Source organism: Streptomyces sp. NPDC042259 (assembly GCF_055582085.1).
Genome location: NZ_JBVJDW010000010.1, coordinates 69,351 through 86,683, shown reverse-complemented (window position 1 = coordinate 86,683; position 17,333 = coordinate 69,351). Strand labels below are relative to the sequence as shown.

The following is a 17,333-nucleotide window of genomic DNA, read 5'->3' as shown; positions in this document are numbered from 1 at the left end:
CTGAGGCCAGCCACATCAAGCCCGTCCGGCGATTGAGGACAGACATAGCCAGACGCCCGGCCACCCGTTCGGTACCTCACACGAGGTACGTTCCCGGCACTTCGGAGTGTCCGGCCGTCAATGCGCGGACGATGTTCACTGACCGGTTCCCGCCCCGCGGCCTATCGGCTCGGGCCCCGGATCCGTTAGGCACGCGTAGGGCAGCTGTCCCCCGTCCATACCCCGGAGGTACGCGCATGGCCGAAAGCCGGAGCAGCGGCACGACGGGCAAGGCCTGGTTCCACGACATCTACGACGAGCCCGATCCCCGGGCCTACTTCCGGCGGCTCGGGCCGTTGGAGTACGAGATCCCGCACCACGCCCAGGACGTCTTCCGCCGTACCCGTGCCGAGCGCGCCGCGGCCGGCACGGAGGGGGCCGGGGTGCCGGTTACCGTGCTCGACGTGTGCTGCTCCTACGGCATCAACGCCGCCCTCCTCAACCACGACGTGTCCCTCGCCGAGCTGTACCACCACTACACCGGCCCCGAAGCGGACGCGCTCACCACCACCGAACTGATCGAGCGGGACAAGCGGTTCTACGCCTCCCGGCGCCGCGCGGACGCCTCGCCCGCCATCGGTCTCGACGCCGCGGGCAACGCCCTCCGCTACGCCCTGGCCGTGGGTCTGCTCGACGAGGCGTACGCGGAGAACCTGGAGAGCGCCTCTCCCAGCGTCCCGTTGCGCAGGGCCCTCGGGCGCATCGGGCTGATCACGGTCACCGGTGGCGTCGGGTATGTGACCCACCGGACGTTCGGGGCCCTGCTGGAGTGGACGCGGTGTCCGGTGTGGGTGAGCGCGTTCGTCCTGCGTACCTTTCCCTACGACCAGGTCGCCGCCCGGCTGGGGGCCCACGGTCTGACGACGCGTACGGACCCCGCGCGGACGTATCCGCAGCGGTTGTTCACCACCCCGGCGGAGCAGCGTGCCGCCGTCGAGCGGGTCCTGCTCGCCGGTGACGATCCCGCCGGGCTGGAGGCCGAGGGCCGCTACTACACCCGGCTGTACGAGTCCCGGCCCTGCCCGGTGTGACGGGCGGGGTCCGTCTCACGGGCCGACCGTGGTGTCCGGGGCGCTCGCCCGGGTGATGGCGGTTTCCACGGCGGCGACGCGGTCGGCGAGCAGGCCGAGTGCCGCGACGGCGCGGACGAGAGGGTCGTCGTCGGGCCCGCCGAGGGCCTGGGTGCGGACATAGGCCGTGGTGATCGCGGTGCGGCGGGCGGTCTGCGCGGGGGTGAGCGTGCCGCGCAGTTCGGCGAGTTTGAGGAGGTTCGCCTCGGCGCCGGTGGTCAGGGTCTGGGCCTCGGCGGTGTAGTGGTCGTCGATGACGGCGGCGAGTTCGGCGTCGTTCATGACGGGCACCACGCGTTCGGCGATCTTGTTCATGTTCCGGTAGGAGCCCTGGAGCAGGAAGGGTGGTTCGGTGCGGGTGGCGTCGGTGCGGGCGGCCGAGGCGATGTAGGCGGCGTTGACGGCCAGGACGGTGCCTCGCGCGGTGAGCAGATGGCGCAGGACGGCGAGCACCTGGTCCAGTTCGGCGGGGGCGTACGGGTGGACGAGACGGTCCGCCCGTGCGGCCGGGTCGCCTTCGGCGAGCCGGATCAGCGTGTCCAGGTCCGCCCGGTCCCGTCCGGCGAGCGGGGCGAGGACCGGGTGGGAGGTGAGGGCGTTCTCGATGAAGCTGAGCGCGAAGACGTCCTCCTTGCCGGACAGGACGTCGCCGAGGTTCCACACGTCGGCGCGGTTGGCGAGCATGTCGGGGATGCGGAAGCGCCCGCCGGACTCGGTGTAGGGGTTGCCGGTCATGCATACGGCGAAGCGCTTGCCCCGCAGGTCGTAGGTGCGCGCCCGGCCGTTGTGGACGCCTTCGATACGGCGTTGGGCGTCGCACAGGGAGATGAACTTCTGGAGCAGTTCGGGCGAGGTGTGCTGGATGTCGTCGAGGTGGAGCAGGGTGTTGCTGCCCGCCTCCAGGGCGAAGTTGATCTTCTCGACCTCGCTGCGGGCGGTGGCGTCGGGTGCCTCGGCCGGGTCGAGTGAGGTGACCGCGTGGCCCAGGGCGGGCCCGCTGACCTTGACGAAGAGGAGCCCGAGCCGGTCGGCGACGTATTCCATGAGGGTCGTCTTGCCGTAGCCCGGTGGTGAGAGCAGCAGGAGCAGACCGTTGTTGTCGGTGCGTTTGGCGTCCCCCGCGGCGCCCAGTTGCTTGGCGAGGTTGTCGCCGATCAGCGGGAGGTAGACCTCGTCGAGGAGGCGGTTGCGGACGAAGGCGCTCATCACCTGGGGCGTGCATTCCTCGATGCGCAGCCGGGCGCGCTCGGCGGCGACGAGTTCGTCGCGCCGACGGCGGTAGGAGCGGAAGCCCGGGACCCGCTCGTCGCGGAAGCGGCGGGTGCGGGCGAGGAGTTCGTCGAGGCGCACGGTCAGGCGCCGGTCGGTGATGCGGGGGTGGGTGCCGAGCAGGCCGTCGACGGGTGCGGTGAGGGGGGCGGTCACGGTGTAGCGGGGGGTGCCGGGGCAGAGTTCGACGGCGACGGCTTCGGCGAGGTCGCCCGGGTCGGTGTCCTCGCCGCGGGCTGCCGCGTAGGAGCCGAGCCAGGCCCGGACGATTTGGCGGCGGGCGGCCAGGCTCTCGTGGACGGTGGCGTGGTCGTCCCGTCCGGCGACCGGTGTGCCGAGTGCTTCGAGTTCCTCGTCGTAGGCGGAGCCGCCGGTGGCGCGGCGGAAGTCGTCGATGAGGGTGCGGGCCCCGGCGCCGGTGGCGAAGCCCTCGGGCGCGCAGACCAGTTCCTCGAAGAGGTACTCGGCGGCGAGGGCGCTCCCGGTGCCCGGGCCCGGTGCGGGTGCCTCGAACGAGGTGAGGGCCGCGGCCAGTTCGGCGGTCAGATCGGCGATGGCGGGGGCGGTCTTGAAGGTCTCGCGGGCCCGGGCCAGTGACCGGGCGCGCAGGGTCCAGGCCGCGCGTCGCGCGGGGTCGGCACCGTACGTCCAGAACAGCTGGGCGGCCGCGCGTACGGCCGGCGGGTAGCGCAGGAGACCGGCACCGGCGCGCAGCCGCAGCAGTACGGCGAGGATCGCGGCGGCGTCGTGGTCGTGCACGCCGCGCTCGTAACCCTCGTCGTACGCGGCGTCGGCGGCGGCCCGGACGAGGTCCGACAGGGCCGCCGGGTCGCCCTCAAGCAGGGTGCCCGGGGTGCTCTCGGCGAGGATCCGCGCGGCGAGGTGTTCCGCGCGGTACACCTCCGGGGTCTCGGAGGGCAGCAGTTGGTCCCAGTAGGGGCGGGTGTCCGCGAAGCCGGGGTCGGTGACCGGCGAACGGTAGTCGGTGCCGGTCAGCGCGAAGGCGAGGCCGTCACCGTGCGGGACGAGCGTGACGTCGGTGCTCTGGGTGTTGACGGTGAACCGGTGGCGGCCCAGGCGTATGGTCCCGCCGCCGTCGGCGTAGAGGTCGGCGCGGTCGCGCAGGGCACGGCCGGCTTCCTGACGGAGCGCCTTGAGGCGGCCGTCGAGTTCGTCGGCCCGTACCGGCTCGCCCAGTTCCCGCAGTTCGTCGGCGGTGCGGCGGACCTTGCCGACCATGGGGTCGGAGGCGAAATAGGTGTGGACGGCGTCGAGGTCGGCGAGGGTGAGGGCCCGGCGGTGGACGGTGGCGAGGATCCGGGTCGCGGAGCCGGCGAGGCGTTCGGCGTGCCGGGCGCGGGCGTCCCGGAGGGTCTGCTGACGGGCGGAGAAGGCCTCGTACACGTCGGTGCGCTTGGTGGCCAGTTCGGTGAGGAAGTCGTCATGTTCGGCGAAGCGCGCTTCGAGGTTCTCCAGCCGGAGCAGCAGCCGGGAGAGCTGCTCCTCGCAGGCCTCGGGGGTGCCGGCGGCGGCGAGGCCCGCGGTGACGGCCTGGGAGAGCAGCGCGCGTTCGGCGGCGAGCGCGGCACGGCCCTCGTGGCCGAGGAGTTCACGGCGGCGGGCGGCGAGCGTGGCGCGGGCCCGGTTGATACCGCCGAGCACCCCGGCGACCCGTTCCAGGATCGCGGTGCGCACGGTCGCGTCACCGATCTCCAGGCCCGCGACGACCTCCGTGAGGACCTCCAGACCGGAGGTCCGTTCGTCGAGGCTCTCGGTGACGGGGGCGGCCGCGGCGACCGTCTCGATGGCCTCGGCCTCGGCGGTCAGCAGGGCGACGTCGGCCTCGTATCCGGCGAAGGCGTCGTCCCGGCGCAGGAAGTCCACCGCGCGCCGGGCGGTGGCGGCGATGTCGTCCTCGACCTCGGCGGTGAGGGCGTCGATGCGCCCGGTGTCGGTGTAGCGGGTGTCGCGCAGGGTCGTGAGGCGGCCCTGCGCCCGCCGGAGTTCGCCGAGGTGTCCCACCCACGCGTCGGCGGTGCGGGGGCTCTCGCCGCGGACGCGCCGGACGAGGGAGGCGGTGTGCGCGGCGGCCTCCTCGAGCGCGTCGGCGGCCCGGCGGGTGAGGGTCCGGACGGTCTCGAACTCGGCGAGGACCTGCTCGGCGGTGGACCGCACCTGCGTCAGGGGCTCGCGCAGGGAGCCCAGTTCGGGGTCGGCGAGCCAGTGAAACCGGTCGGCGACGCGGGTGCAGGCGCCGGCGATCGCCTCGAAGACGGCGCTCGTGGGGGTGGTCTCGGAGACCATGCGGGCGACGGTCAGGCACTCGGAGATGCCGCGCACCAGGTCGGGGTTGCCGACGCGCTCCAGGGGGCCGGTGCCCGCGGTCGCCTGGAGCGCCTCGGCGGCGTGGCGGTCGGACACGTACGGGCTCTGCCAGGTCTGTACGGCGTGGACGCGGGCCGCTTCGTCGGAGTCGGCGCGCAGGGTGACCAGGGTGCCGTCGTCGAAGAGCGCGTAGCCGTGGCAGGCCAGGGGGGTGGCGACCTCTTTGCGGATGACGTTGTAGGAGAGCAGCAGGGCGCGGCCCTCGCCGGGGGCGTGGAAGACGTAGAGGACGTCCTCGCCGTTGGGCGACCGGACGGACCGTTCGAAGACGAGCGCCTCGTCCGTGGTGGCGGCGTCGGTGTCGAAGGTCTTGGCGGTGCCGGTGGCGAGGTGGTAGCCGCCGGGGAAGATGATGCCCTGGTCGTCGGGGAGCCGCAGACAGGCCTGGCCGATGCCGTCGAGGCGGGTCACGGTGGCCGTGGTGGTGTTGAAGACGAGGTGGCGCCAGGCGGTCTCGTTGTAGGGGCGGACGCGCAGCAGGACGAGCGGGCCGGTGCGGGCGTGCTCGATGTCGGCGTCGGCGAGGGACTGCAGCGGGTCGTCGACGGGTTCGCTGTGGATGCCGTCGGCGGACTCGGTGGTGTTCTCGGTCTTGACGGTGAGGGTCCCGCCGACGGTCGACACGTAGAGGCCGGTGCCGATGGCGACGTGCGGGTGGCGGCCCAGGACGTGGTCGTCGCGGGTGGCGGGGATCCATTCGACGTCGTGGGAGGGCGGCAGGACGTGGTCGCGCTCGCCGCGCGCGTCGAGGTAGTGCGGCATTCCGTCCGCGTCCAGCCGCCAGCGCAGGACCCGCAGGTCGCCGGGGTGCGGTCCGGTGCGGAAGACGGCCAGCAGCTTGCCGTCGACGTGCCGCAGCCGCAGGAGCGTCGCCGCGCGGTAGTAGCGGTACAGCTCGCCGAACTCGCGGACGAAGGCGGGGTCGTCCAGCAGTCCGGGGAGTGGCCGGTCGTCGGTGTCGCCGAAGGTGATGTGTTCGCCGTCGCGCCGGAAGGCGCGCAGCGTGAAGACGTCGTCGGGGGTGTTTTCGGCGGTGTCGCGGCGCTGTCCGGGCGGGGTGTCGTACCCGAGGAGCAGATGGCCGCCGACGGCGACGAGGTCGCGGGGCACACAGGAGTGCCCGGTGTGCAGCCGCTCGGTGCCGAGCAGTCGCAGGCCGGTGGAGCCGAAGGCGGCCACGCGCCGGGCGTTGAGCGCCTCGGCCCCCCGGGCGAGGTCACCGGCCAGCGCGGCCAGCCGGTCGCGCAGCACCTCGTAGGTACCGGCGTCCGGCCGGGGGCCTGTGGATTGCGTGGACATGCAAGCTCCCTGTGCGTTGTCTTAAGGCGTCTCGCCTGGCCGGCGGTCTCTTCGACTGCGGGCCGGCCCGTGCCGCCTGCGGCGGCATAGCGCCTCTCGCCTGGCCGGCGGATCCCCGGCTTCGGGTCTGTTGTGCCGCCTGCGGCGGCGGGCGCCCTGCGGGCGCGTCCTCAAGCGCCGGACGGGCTGAAAATGAGCCCGTCCGGCGATTGAGGACACCGCCGCGCAGCGGAGGTGCGGGTGTCACGGGCGCCACCGCGCAGGGGCACCGCTACGGCGCGACGCCGTTGAGCGGGGCCGGAACCGGGAGGTCCGTCAGTTTCAGGTCGCCCAGGCCACCCGCGGTCACGGAGGCCAGCAGGCCTTCCAGGACGCCGGTCTGCGGGCCGCCGCCCGCGATGAGCCGGGTCAGGGCCCCGGCGAGGGTCAGGTCGCGCAGGCCCCCGGCGCCCAGGCCCGCCGTCATCGTCCGCAGGTCCCGGGTGAAGGAGGAGTCGTCCTTGTCCAGCCACGGGCCGGCCACGGTCCGTACGGTCTCGGAACGGTCGACGAGGGCGTCGATGCCCTTGCCCAGGGCGATGGAGTTCACGAGCCGGTCGAAGAAGACGCTCTCCCCGCCCACGATGTCTATCTTCGCGTTCTCCAGTCCCTTGGCGAGGACGCTCGCCTGTGCCTCGGCGACCTGGCGGTGCACGTCGATGCCGGCCAGCCGGACGTCCTTCTCGGCCTCCAGCCGGAGCCGGAACTCCTCGTGGTCGCGGCTGGCCGCGTCGAGCGCGGCCATCGCCGCGGCCTTGTCGGTGAGCCCCTCGGCCTCGCACTTGAGCTTCTGCTTGAGACCCTCCGCGCCGGCCAGCGCCTTCGCCCGGGTCACCTCGGCCTCCGCGTGACCGACCTTGGCGATGGCCTCGGCCGTGCGCTCTCGGACCTCCGCCTCCGCGAGCCCGACGGCGGCCGCGTCCGCGCGCTTGCCCTCGGCCAGCCGGACGGCGGCCTCCGCGTCCAGCTCGGCGGCCTTGCGCCGCGCCTCGGCGGCCGTCAGCGTCTCCGCGGCCCGGTGCGACGCGGACTGCTCGGCCGCCTCCGCCGCCTTGATGTCCTTGACCAACTGCTGCTGGGCCTCGGCCTCGGCCCGGATGATCAGTGCCTGCCGGTCGCGCTCGGCCTCTTCCACGACCCGCAGCTTCTTGATCTCCTCCTCCTGCGCGGCGACGGTCTTCTCGACCGCGATCCGCTCCCGCACGACGTCGGCGATCTCGCGCTTCTCCGCCTCGACCTCCTTGTCGGCGGCGATGCGCCGCAGCTGGGTCTCCCGCTCGCGGGCGATGACCTCCAGCAGGCGGTCCTTCTCGATGCGCTCGTTCTCGATGGCGATGACCCGCTCGCGGTTCTTCTGCGCCACGGCGACCTCACGCTCGCGGTTCTCGTTCTGGATGCCGAGCTGCTCCTCGGTACGGATCCGGGCGGTGTCGGCGCGCAGCCGCTCCTCGGCCTGCACCCGGGCCGTCTCGGCCTCCTCCCGGGCCCGTACGGTCTCGATCTCCCGCTGCTGCTTGATCTCGGCGTCGGTCTGCCGCCGCTCCAGCTCCAGGACCGCCTCGCGGGCCTCGACGTTCTGCCGGGTGATCTCCTTCTCCTCGGTGCGCTGGAACTCGTTGGTGCGTACGTGCTCGATCGCCGTCAGCTCGGTGATCTTCCGGATGCCCTGCGCGTCGAGGATGTTGGCGGCGTCCAGTTGGGTCATCGGGGTCTGCTCGAGGAAGTCGATGGCCGCGTCGTCGAGGTGGAAGCCGTTGAGGTCGGTGCCGATGACGGAGATGATCCGGTCCCGGAACTCCTCGCGCTTGGTGTAGAGGTCGACGAAGTCCAGCTGCTTGCCGACCGTCTTGAGCGCCTCGGAGAACTTCGCCGCGAAGAACTCCTGCAGGGTGCGCGGGTCGCTGGCCCGCTGGGTGCCGATGGCCTGGGCCACTTTGATGACGTCCTCGACGGTCTTGTTGACCCGCACGAAGAAGTTGATGTGGATGTCGGCACGGATGTTGTCCTGGCAGATCAGGCCCTCGCGGCCGGTGCGCCGGATCTCGATGGTCTTCACCGAGATGTCCATGTACTCGGCCTTGTGCAGCACCGGCAGCACGACGGACCCGGTGAAGGTGACGTCGACGCGCTTGGTCTTGGAGATGATCAGCGCCTTGCCCTGTTCGACCTTGCGGAACAGCCGGCTGACGGTGAACAGCACGCCGAGGGCGATGAGCAGCACGACGGCGAAGAGCACGCCGATTCCGATGGCGGTGGCATCCATGGTGGAACCTCTGTCGGTCGGTTGATGAGGGAAGTGTGGGTACCGCCGGCCCGTCAGCGGGCGGGCGGGCCGGGGTCGAGCGCCGCGTCGAAGGGCGCGACCCGGAAGAACTCGCCGTCGGTGTCGTAGTCGAAGATCAGGGCGGTGGAGCCGGCGGTGAGCCCGCTCTCGTCGGTGCGCACCTGGAGGATCGCGGTCGAGCCGTCGTCGGAGACGACTTCGGCCTGCCCGAAGTCGGCCCCGACGCGTCCGGTGCGGATCACACAGACGCGGCCGATGAAGTCCATGCGTGAGGGTGGGCGTTCGTCGCGGAAGAAGCGGCGCAGCGGCCGTACCAGCAGCCAGGTGCAGGCCCAGGAGCCCACCAGCGCCCCGGCGAGGATGCCGCCGGCGAGCAGGGCCCGGGGCAGTCCGAGGACCTCGGCGCGGCGGAGCGCGACGGTGCCGGCCAGGGACAGGAACCAGGCGAGGGCGATCAGCAGGGAGAGGACGGCGGCGACCGGGACCCTGCCGAGTCCGGCGCCGGCCGTCAGCCCCGACAGCCCGCCGTGTTCGGTACCGCCGTGGGCGTCCGGGGCATGGCCGTCGACGTCGACGGCGCCGAACAGCGCCAGCAGCCAGTACCCGATGACGACGAGAAGCGCGAAACCGAAGAGCGCGGCCGGGAACGCGAGCGCCGCGGCGAGGAATTCCCGCATCGGCCCGCCCCCTTGTGTCCGTCTTCGTGGTGACTGTCTTCGTGATGACTGTGTGTGATGTCTGTGTGTGATGACTGTGTGCGCGCCGCGTCCGTGTCACGTCCGTGCCGTGCGAGGGGTGAGCGCACGCCGGTGTGCGAAGGCCGGGAAGCCAGGCGGTCGGCCCGTCGGTGCCGGGCGTTCCGTTTCCCGGATCCGGCATCGAGGCGCCGCCGTGGTCCCCCACGTCTCCCCCGAGCACATGCTGACACCTGGGAACAGGAGTGCGCATTGCCGTACTCCGGCAATCTTTACGCGATCCTGATGCAGGATGCTGTCACCCGGGGCACCGGCCGCCCGCCGGCCGGGCGGCGCCCCGGCGGCCCGTCGGGGAATCCGGCGGGCGCCCCGTAGAGGACCGGAGACAACGCATGACACACCCGGAGATATCCGAGGGCTATCTGAGCGGCTACGCCGAACTCATCACCGCGGTCTCGGCCACCGGGCGCAGGCTCAGCCGCGACGAGTTGGAGTCGCGCCGCGCGCTGGGCGAGCGGGCGGCGGAGGACGGGCACGGGCTGCGCCGTCTGGTCATCGGTCATCTGTCCGCCACGCGTGCCCTCTGGGCCGCGCTGCCGGCCGCCACCGGCCCGCTCGGGGCGGGCGGTCCCCGCGCCACCGTCGACAGTGTCCTTGCCGCGACCGAGCAAGCCGTCGACGCCTTCGCCGAGGGCTACGAGCGGGCTCGGCACCTGGCCGTGCGCCAGGAGGAGGCCGCGCACCGCGAGTTCATCGACGATCTGCTGCACGGGCGCAGCGACCCGGGCCGGCTCTCGGAACGCGCCGAGCGCTTCGGCCTGCGGCTCGCCCACGCGCACGCGGTGGCCGTCGCCGCGGGCCCGGAGCCCTACGACGACGCCCACCCGGTGACGCGACGGCTGGCGGCCGCGTTCCAGGGCCGCTTCGGCGAGCGTCACACCCTGCTGACCACGAAGGACGGAAGGCTGATCTGCGTCGCGCCGGGCGACCAGGACGACGTGCTGCGTTACTTCACCCAGCGGGCCCACCACGTCACCGGCGGCGGGCAGGTGGCGGTCGGGCGCCCGCACCCGGGCCCGGGGGGCGTCGTGCACTCCTACGAGGAAGCCCTCAGCGCCCTCGACCTGGCCGGCAAGATGGGGCTCGACGCCCCCGTACTGCGCGCCGCCGATCTGCTGGTCTTCCCCGTCCTGACCCGCGACCGGCAGGCCATGGCGGACCTGGTGCGCTCCACTCTGGGCCCGCTGCGGCGGGCGCGCGGCGGCGCCGAACCGCTGCTGGCGACGCTCGACGCCTTCTTCGACTCCGGCTGCGTGGCCGCCGAGGCGGCCCGCAGACTGTCCTTGAGCGTCCGGGCGTTCACCTATCGTCTGGCGCGCATCCACGACCTGACCGGCGCGGACCCGGCGGACCCGATGCACCGCTACACCTTGCAGACCGCCGTCATCGGCGCCCGGCTCCTGGACTGGCCGGCCAAGGAGCTGTAGCCGGGCGGCGTCCGCCGCCAGTGCTCCGCCCCCTGCCCGTCAGCGCTCGGGGACGTGCTCCCGCCGGTGGTAGCGGCGGCGTTCGAGGAAGATCTCGGTGAAGACCGAGACCTTGGCCCGCAGCGCCCAGGGGTCGAAAGGCTTGGTGATGTAGTCCACGGCCCCGGCGGCGTAGCCGCGTGAGGAGTGTTCGGCGTCCATGCCCATGGCGGTGACGAAGATGATGGGGATATCCCTGTTGCGGGCACGGCGTTTGATCTGTGCGGCCGTCTCGTAGCCGTCCATCTCCGGCATCTGCACGTCCAGCAGGATGACGGCGAAGTCGTCGTGGTCGAGCAGGGCCTTGAGCGCCTCCTGTCCGCACGACGCGGCCACCAGTTCCTGGTCGAGCGTGGACAGCGCGGCCGTCATGGCGAGCAGGTTGTTGTGCTGGTCGTCGACGATGAGGATCTTCGGGCGGGGCCCGGGGTAGACCCCCGAGGGGGCGGCCTCGGCGTGCGGCGGGTGGCGGTCCTCGCGTACCGGGGGCGGCTGCTGGGCCTCGACCATGGCCAACTGCCGCTCCAGCAGCAGGCAGCGCTCCTCCGCGAGCAGTCCGCGCCGGCGGACGTCCTCCAGCTCCTCGGTGAGCCTCCGCACTTCCTGGCGGAGCAGGTCGCGCTCCTGGACCAGTTCCGCGCGGTCCGGGACGTTCCGCTCCAGCGTGTCCGCGCGGGTGCGCTCGGCCGCCCACGCCGCTTCCAGCTGGCTCAGCCGCACCTCCAGGTCCGCGATGCGGTGCTGGCGGTCGAGCAGCGCGTCGCCCAGTACGTCTTCCTGCACGGTGGACCGCCTCGACTCCCGGTCGGCGTCGGCCAGCTGGTGTTCCAGCAGTTCCATGGCGTGCGCGGGGGAACCGCCGGTGCGGACGGCCGCCCGGTGCAGCTCGCGGACCCGCTCGATGGCGGCCGGGGTGACCGCGGTGCCGCGCGATTCCGCGAGATCGGCGAAGAGGTCGAGGACGAATTCCCAGGGCGGGACGCGCGTGCCGCTCAAGTAGCGGGAGACGGTGCCCGCGTCGCGGAACCGGCGGGCGGCGTACCGGCGGACCGAGACCCCGAGCCCGGCGAACAGTTCGCGCAGCGTCTGGGCGAAGGTCCGGCACTCCTCGGTCAGCCCGTCGGCCAGGGGCCGCAGTTCACCCATGGCGCGCTCCCTCCCCGCGCCACGCGGCCCCGCCGGGACGGCCCCGTGTCCGTTCGGGCGTCGAACCCTTCACCGCGGACCTCCTGTCACCCGGCCGGGCACCCGCCCGGCTCGTCCCGGGCACGACGACCGGCCGGGACGAACACAGCGTCGGGCACGGGGCCGGTGTTGCGCACGGCAACACCGGGAGCGGCAACGGAAAGGGCTTCGGAGCCACTAGCCGTGTCCGGCAGACCTCGGCTGCGGGCCGTCTTGGCCGCCTGCGGCGGCGAGCGCCTCTCGCCTGGCCGGCGGATCTTCGCCTCCGGGCCGGTTGTGCCGCCTGCGGCGGCGAGCGCCCTGCGGGCGTGTCCTCAATCGCCGGACGGGCTCCAATTGAGCCCGTCCGGCGGTTGAGGACACCGCCGCGCAGCGGTGGTGCACACGCCGCGGGCCGCGGCGCCCGCCCACATGATCCGCCGGACACGGCCTACGGCGCTGCCGCGCCGAACTCGCGGACCGCGCCCTCGACGATCGCCTCGAGCCGCTCGTGGTGCGCGCCGCGCCAGTACACGCGGTCGCAGGCGGCGCACTGCGCGAAGACGTCGTACGTGCGTTGCGTGCCGTGCTCCAGCAGTTCGCTGACCGCTTCCTTGTCGGCGTCCCGCAACGTGCCGTTGCACGCGGTGCACCGGGTCCAGGGGGCCAGGCGCGGCGCGAAGCGGCCGAGTACGTCCCGGAGCTGCTCCTCGGGGCGGTCGCTGTAGACGTACGCCCCCGCCCAGATCTCCCGGCGCCGCAGCAGGCCCCGGTCCCGGGAGAGCAGCACCCTTCGTTCGGCGGCGGACAGCGCGGCCAGCGCCGGATCGCCGATGTCCGTCGCCTCGTAGGCCGCGTCGACGCCCAGCAGCCGCAGCCGCCGGGCCAGGGTTCCCAGGTGCACGTCGAGCAGGAACCGCAGTGGTGCTCCGGGCACGGGCTGAGGGCGCGGGGCGGGGCGCACCTCGACAGACTCGCCCGCGGCCGGCACGTGCGACACCGGCACCTCGCGGCCGTCGACGAGCAGCCGGCCGGCCTCGGTGAGCGGGATGCCGAGCGATTCGACGACGTGCCCGAGAGTCGATACCCCGTCGGTGACGACCGCCGCCCGTTCGCCGCGCCGCCCGGCGGCGACGAAGAGCCTCAGTTCGGGGGCGACGCTGATGTGGATCTCGGGTCCGTTCACCTCTTCAGCATGCCATTCGCGCGAGGCGCGCCGGTGGCCGGGCACCACCACCACCGGGCTCAGCACACCCGGCCCGTGAGGTCCGTGCCGAGCAGGGCCTCGATCTCGGCCACCGTGCCGGCGGGCTCGGTGGCGCGGACGACGGCCATCCCGAGGTCCCGGGCGGGGACGAGGTTGCGAGCGGAGTCGTCGACGAACACACAGGACTCGGCGGGGAGTTCCATCAGGCCGAGCATGATGGTGTAGAGCCCGGGGTCGGGCTTGCGCATCCGGTAGCGGCCGGAGAGCAGCACCGCGTCGTAGGACGTGTCGAGCGCGTACCCGGCGTACGGGTCGTACGGCTCACAGCCGAGGCTGTTGGAGAGGACGCCGACCCGTACCCCGGCCCGCCGGGCGGCCTGGGCGGCGGCGGTCAGCGTCGGCTCGGGGCGGAGGTCCGCGAGGGCCCGGCCGAGCAGATCGACCGGATCGACGCCGAGGAGGGCCGCGGTGTGTTCGTTCCACTCCCGCTGGCTGATCGCCCCGCGTTCCAGGTCCGCGAAGAGTTCGCGCCCCACCGGGTCCACCGAGACGGCGTTGAGGAAGGCGTCGGGGGCCAGCCCCTCGCGCAGGCAGAAGGCGCGGGCGCGGTCGGCGACGGACGTGGTCAGCACCCCGCCGAAGTCGAGGATCAGGCCCTTGGCCCGGCGACCGGACTGCGGAGTGGACATGTGCGGCTCCTCACGCTGCGGCACCCCTTGTGCACGCTGTGTGCCCGATCGTGGGGGGCCGTCGCCACCGGCGTCAATGACGCGTGGGAGCGGCGTTGCCCCGGCGCTGTGCGGTGACGAACGGTGACGCGCGTGGCGTGAATACGGGACGGAAGTCGCGTGTCCGGCCCGGTCGGTACGGATAGAGATGGAGGCGACATCAGCGGATACGGGAGGGGGACGTCCGCGTCATGGCCTGGGTCAAGACCGCCACGATCCTGAACGACGCCCACGAGACGCGCCGGGAGATCCTCGACACGCTCGGCACCAGGTTCACCGAAGTGAGCGACACCCTCGCCACGCTGCGAGAGCTGCTGGAGGCCGTCACCGCCGACGGGAACCGGCTGCGCGAGGACCACGGGCTGCTGCACGAGAAGCTCGACCGGGCCCTCGGGGAGATCGAGGCGCTCCGCTCCGACGGCAGGGCCCTGCGCCACCTCGTCGACGCCCGCACCACCCCGACCGTCGCACCGGTCGAGCCGGCCCGCCCCCTGGCCCGCCCCCTCCCCCGCCCCGCGGGCCCCGGCGACGAGGAGGCCGGCACCGAGGCCCCGGACCCCGTGCGGCTGAGGACGCTGCTCCGCCGCGCCGCCGGCATCTCCTCCGCCGGGCTCGTCTGCCACCGTGACACCTGGGCCTTTCTGCTCGAACAGACCGCGCGTGACCCGCACTTCCGCGCACCCGGCCCGGTCGACGACGAACAGCAGGGGCGGGTGGAGGTCACCCTGTCGGGCCGGAGCCTCATCGCCGTGCTCCTCTCGCTCTTCCGTACCTCCCGGGAGGAGGACACCGAGCGGCTCGGCGATCTGGCCTTGGCCGCCGAGCTGTACGAGCGCATCGCCGACGCGCTGCGGAACACCGATTCGGCCGACCGCTACGGCCCCCAGGTGGTCATCGTCCTCGACGACCGGGCGGGCCCCGCCCCGGACGGGGAGGAGGAGGGCCGCACCACCTGAACCCCGTCGCGTCGCACTGGCGTTCCCGACCCGTCGGGCGCCGCGCACAATGGCCCCATGCCCTACGACGAGAAGAACCCGCTGCGCCGGCTCTCGCTCGACACATTGCGCCAGCGGACGAGCGCCAAATGGCGTACGTACCCGCCGGACGTGCTGCCGCTGTGGGTGGCGGAGATGGACGTGCCGGTCGCCGAGCCCGTGGTGCGGGCGCTGACGGACGCGGTCGCGCTGGGCGACACGGGGTATCCGCTGGGTGCGGGGTACGCGCAGGCACTGGACGCGTTCGCGCGCGAGCGGTGGGACTGGGACGGGGTGGTGGCGGAGCGGACGGCGATCGTGGCCGACGTGATGCTGGGCGTGGTCGAGATGCTGCGGCTGGTGACCGGGCCCGGGGACGCGGTGGTGGTGAATCCGCCGGTCTATCCGCCGTTCTTCGCGTTCGTGGAGCACACGGACCGGCGGGTGGTCGAGGCACCGCTGGGCGAGGGGCACCGGATCGATCCCGTCGCCCTTGAAGCGGCGTTCCGGGAGGCGGTGGCGGGTGGGCGGCGCGCGGCGTATTTGCTGTGCAGCCCGCACAACCCGACCGGCACGGTACACACCGTCCAGGAGCTGACGGTGGTCGCGGAGCTGGCGAACCGGTACGGCGTGCGGGTCGTCGTCGACGAGATCCACGCGCCGCTCGTGCTGCCGGGTGCCCGGTTCGCGCCGTATCTGTCGGTGCCCGGCGCCGAGGGGGCGTTCTCCTTGATGTCGGCGTCGAAGGCGTGGCATCTGGCGGGGCTCAAGGCGGCGCTGGCCGTGGCGGGCCCCGCCGCCGCCGAGGAGCTGGCCCGGCTGCCCTACGTGGTGGGCCACGGCCCCGGCCACCTCGGTGTCATCGCCCACACCGCGGCGCTCCGGCAGGGCGGTGAGTGGCTCGACGCCGTGCTGAGCGGCCTGGACGAGAACCGGCACCTGCTCGCCGAGCTGCTGGCGCGGCAGCTGCCGGACGTGCGGTACGCGCCTCCGGAGGGGACGTATCTGGCGTGGCTGGACTGCCGGGCGCTCGGCCTGGGCGACGACCCGGCCGCCGTCTTCCTGGAACGGGGGCGGGTCGCGCTGACCAGCGGCGTCGGCTTCGGCACGGGAGGGGCCGGGCACGTGCGGCTGAACCTCGCCACGTCACCGGAGGTGATCACGGAGGCCGTGCGGCGGATGGCGGCCGCGCTCTGATACGGCCGCGGTGCGTCAGCCGTCGATCGCGGCGGCCACGACGGGCCACAGAGGCGCGAACTCCGGTGGGAGCGTGCCGAGCAGCCAGCGTTCGACGGTTCGTCCGGGATCGGCCAGTGTCGTGTCGCCGACGGTGATCCGGCCGTGGAACACCCACCGGACCGCTTCGGCGTCCGTGACCGTGAACCCCCGGTACCCCAGGCCCGGGGGCGGGTCCGCGCCCGCGTCCGCCGGGGCGAGTCCGGAGAGGAGCGCCCGGAATCCGGCCGCCGCGGCGGGGGCCAGCGGCCAGCGCGGGTCGGGACGGCCGCTGAAAACCTTCAGCTCCACGATCACCACAGGGCTCCCCGCCGCACTGTCCTTCCAGCCGCCGGCTCAGTCGATGACCACCGACTTGCCCGCGTAGAAGTACCCGCAGAAGTCGGTGTAGCCGCCTCGGTCGCAGGTCTCGGGGTCGGTGATGAGAGCGCCCCTGTTGTCGTAGTTCCGCGCGGCCGTCGAGCCGGGTTTGTGCCCCCAGAAGTCGCCGCGCTGCTCGCGGTACCAGTGGTAGTCCACGCCCGGCCAGACGACGAGGGCCATGAGACGGCGCGGGTACTCGCTGTCGGGCAGACAGTCGAAGCGGCGGAGCAGACCGTCGGCCAGCGCGGCCCGGGTGACGTCCGGGCAGGCCATGACGTCGGTCTGGGCGCCATGGGCGCGGCCGGGCTGGGCGAAGGTGTCCGTGCGGTAATTGCGCGCGTAGTTTTAGCAGTTGTTGTAGGGCTGCACTTCCGGGTGGTTCCAGAAGTCGGGGTTGAACTCGCTCACCTCGTAGAAGCAGCCGGCGTCGATCGGCTCGTCCTCCCGGATGGTGGTGCGCAGCGAGTGCGACGGGAAGAGGGGCGGGCGGAACCACTCCGGCGGGTCCTGGAAGAACCGGTCCATCCGCTCCAGGACGAGGTCGCGCATCGCTTCGTCGAGGGGCGTCGCGGCATGCCCGGGCAGGAGGGATTCGCGGTAGCGGGGCATGTCCGCGACGATCCGCCGGGCCAGCTCGGCCGAGCGCCCAGGGTCGGGGGCGCCGATGGTTCCGAGGGTGAAGGTGCGGGGCAGGGCCGTGGGCCAGGATTCGTCGTCGCTCGTCGAGGAGATGACCACTTCGCGGTAGCCGAGACCGCCGTAGCCCGCCCCGGTCAGGCCGACCGCCTCCTCGGCGACGGCCGCGATCTCTTCCAGCAGCGCTCCGGCCACCTCTTCGTCGGAGACGACCCACGCGGGGTTGGGGCGGCCGGAGAAGATGTCGACGTCCACCCGCAGCATCATCCGTCTCCTTCGCCTCGGCGCCCCGCTCCGCCTCGACGCTACGGCGGCGTGGCGGCCACGGCCTGTGCGCGGGGGCCGAATGGGCTACGGCTGTTTCTTGTGCCTTTCGCCTGGCCGGCGGGTCTTCGGCTGACGGCCGGTGGTGCCGCCTG

Annotated in this window: 13 protein-coding genes; 4 read left to right on the top strand and 9 right to left on the bottom strand. The window is 73.0% G+C overall.

The window, feature by feature from the left end; genetic code table 11:
• Positions 1–236 precede the first annotated feature (236 nt).
• Entirely contained in the window at positions 237–1,070 is an 834-nt protein-coding gene (locus ACZ6MA_RS24725; RefSeq protein WP_469436120.1) for a hypothetical protein, read from the top strand.
• A gap of 15 nt (positions 1,071–1,085) precedes the next feature.
• Here ACZ6MA_RS24725 and ACZ6MA_RS24720 read toward each other — a convergent pair whose 3' ends face one another.
• The 3 genes from ACZ6MA_RS24720 to ACZ6MA_RS24710 all read right to left on the bottom strand — a co-directional run bounded on the left by ACZ6MA_RS24720 (position 1,086) and on the right by ACZ6MA_RS24710 (position 9,062).
• Positions 1,086–6,062, bottom strand: a complete 4,977-nt coding sequence (locus ACZ6MA_RS24720; protein ID WP_469436119.1) for a DNA repair ATPase — start codon at positions 6,060–6,062, stop codon at positions 1,086–1,088.
• A 271-nt stretch (positions 6,063–6,333) separates the two neighbouring features.
• Positions 6,334–8,364: a flotillin family protein gene (locus ACZ6MA_RS24715; RefSeq protein WP_469436118.1), complete on the bottom strand. Its 2,031-nt coding sequence runs from the start codon at positions 8,362–8,364 to the stop codon at positions 6,334–6,336.
• A gap of 53 nt (positions 8,365–8,417) precedes the next feature.
• A complete protein-coding gene (locus ACZ6MA_RS24710; protein WP_469436117.1) occupies positions 8,418–9,062 on the bottom strand; it encodes a hypothetical protein in 645 nt (214 codons plus the stop codon).
• 410 nt (positions 9,063–9,472) lie between these two features.
• Here ACZ6MA_RS24710 and ACZ6MA_RS24705 point away from each other — a divergent pair, with 410 nt between their 5' ends.
• Positions 9,473–10,567 (top strand): PucR family transcriptional regulator, encoded by a 1,095-nt coding sequence (locus ACZ6MA_RS24705; protein WP_469436116.1) that lies wholly within the window; start codon positions 9,473–9,475, stop codon positions 10,565–10,567.
• Positions 10,568–10,606: 39 nt separating this feature from the next.
• On the opposite strand, the gene ACZ6MA_RS24700 is transcribed toward ACZ6MA_RS24705, so the two are convergent.
• From ACZ6MA_RS24700 to ACZ6MA_RS24690, 3 genes are all read right to left on the bottom strand, one after another.
• Positions 10,607–11,752 carry a response regulator gene (locus ACZ6MA_RS24700; RefSeq protein WP_469436115.1) on the bottom strand — a complete coding sequence of 382 codons (1,146 nt, stop codon included), beginning with the start codon at positions 11,750–11,752 and terminating at the stop codon, positions 10,607–10,609.
• 469 nt (positions 11,753–12,221) lie between these two features.
• Positions 12,222–12,956, bottom strand: a complete 735-nt coding sequence (locus ACZ6MA_RS24695) for a Mut7-C RNAse domain-containing protein (protein ID WP_469436114.1) — start codon at positions 12,954–12,956, stop codon at positions 12,222–12,224.
• Positions 12,957–13,015: 59 nt separating this feature from the next.
• On the bottom strand, positions 13,016–13,666 hold the full coding sequence (locus ACZ6MA_RS24690) for an HAD-IA family hydrolase (protein ID WP_469436113.1): 651 nt from the start codon (positions 13,664–13,666) through the stop codon (positions 13,016–13,018).
• A gap of 230 nt (positions 13,667–13,896) precedes the next feature.
• On the opposite strand from ACZ6MA_RS24690, the gene ACZ6MA_RS24685 reads away from it, so the two are divergent.
• Together ACZ6MA_RS24685 and ACZ6MA_RS24680 are read left to right on the top strand one after the other, a co-directional pair.
• Positions 13,897–14,661, top strand: coding sequence for a hypothetical protein (locus tag ACZ6MA_RS24685; protein ID WP_469436112.1), 765 nt, complete (start codon positions 13,897–13,899; stop codon positions 14,659–14,661).
• Between the two features lie 57 nt (positions 14,662–14,718).
• Positions 14,719–15,876, top strand: a complete 1,158-nt coding sequence (locus ACZ6MA_RS24680) for a MalY/PatB family protein (protein ID WP_469436111.1) — start codon at positions 14,719–14,721, stop codon at positions 15,874–15,876.
• Between the two features lie 15 nt (positions 15,877–15,891).
• Here the strand turns inward: ACZ6MA_RS24680 and ACZ6MA_RS24675 are convergent, their stop codons facing one another.
• From ACZ6MA_RS24675 to ACZ6MA_RS24665, 3 genes are all read right to left on the bottom strand, one after another.
• Positions 15,892–16,212 carry a hypothetical protein gene (locus ACZ6MA_RS24675; RefSeq protein ID WP_469436110.1) on the bottom strand — a complete coding sequence of 107 codons (321 nt, stop codon included), beginning with the start codon at positions 16,210–16,212 and terminating at the stop codon, positions 15,892–15,894.
• A 39-nt stretch (positions 16,213–16,251) separates the two neighbouring features.
• On the bottom strand, positions 16,252–16,551 hold the full coding sequence (locus ACZ6MA_RS24670; protein WP_469436109.1) for a hypothetical protein: 300 nt from the start codon (positions 16,549–16,551) through the stop codon (positions 16,252–16,254).
• A gap of 72 nt (positions 16,552–16,623) precedes the next feature.
• Complete coding sequence (locus ACZ6MA_RS24665; protein WP_469436108.1) at positions 16,624–17,181, bottom strand: hypothetical protein; 558 nt, start codon at positions 17,179–17,181, stop codon at positions 16,624–16,626.
• Positions 17,182–17,333: the final 152 nt, after the last annotated feature.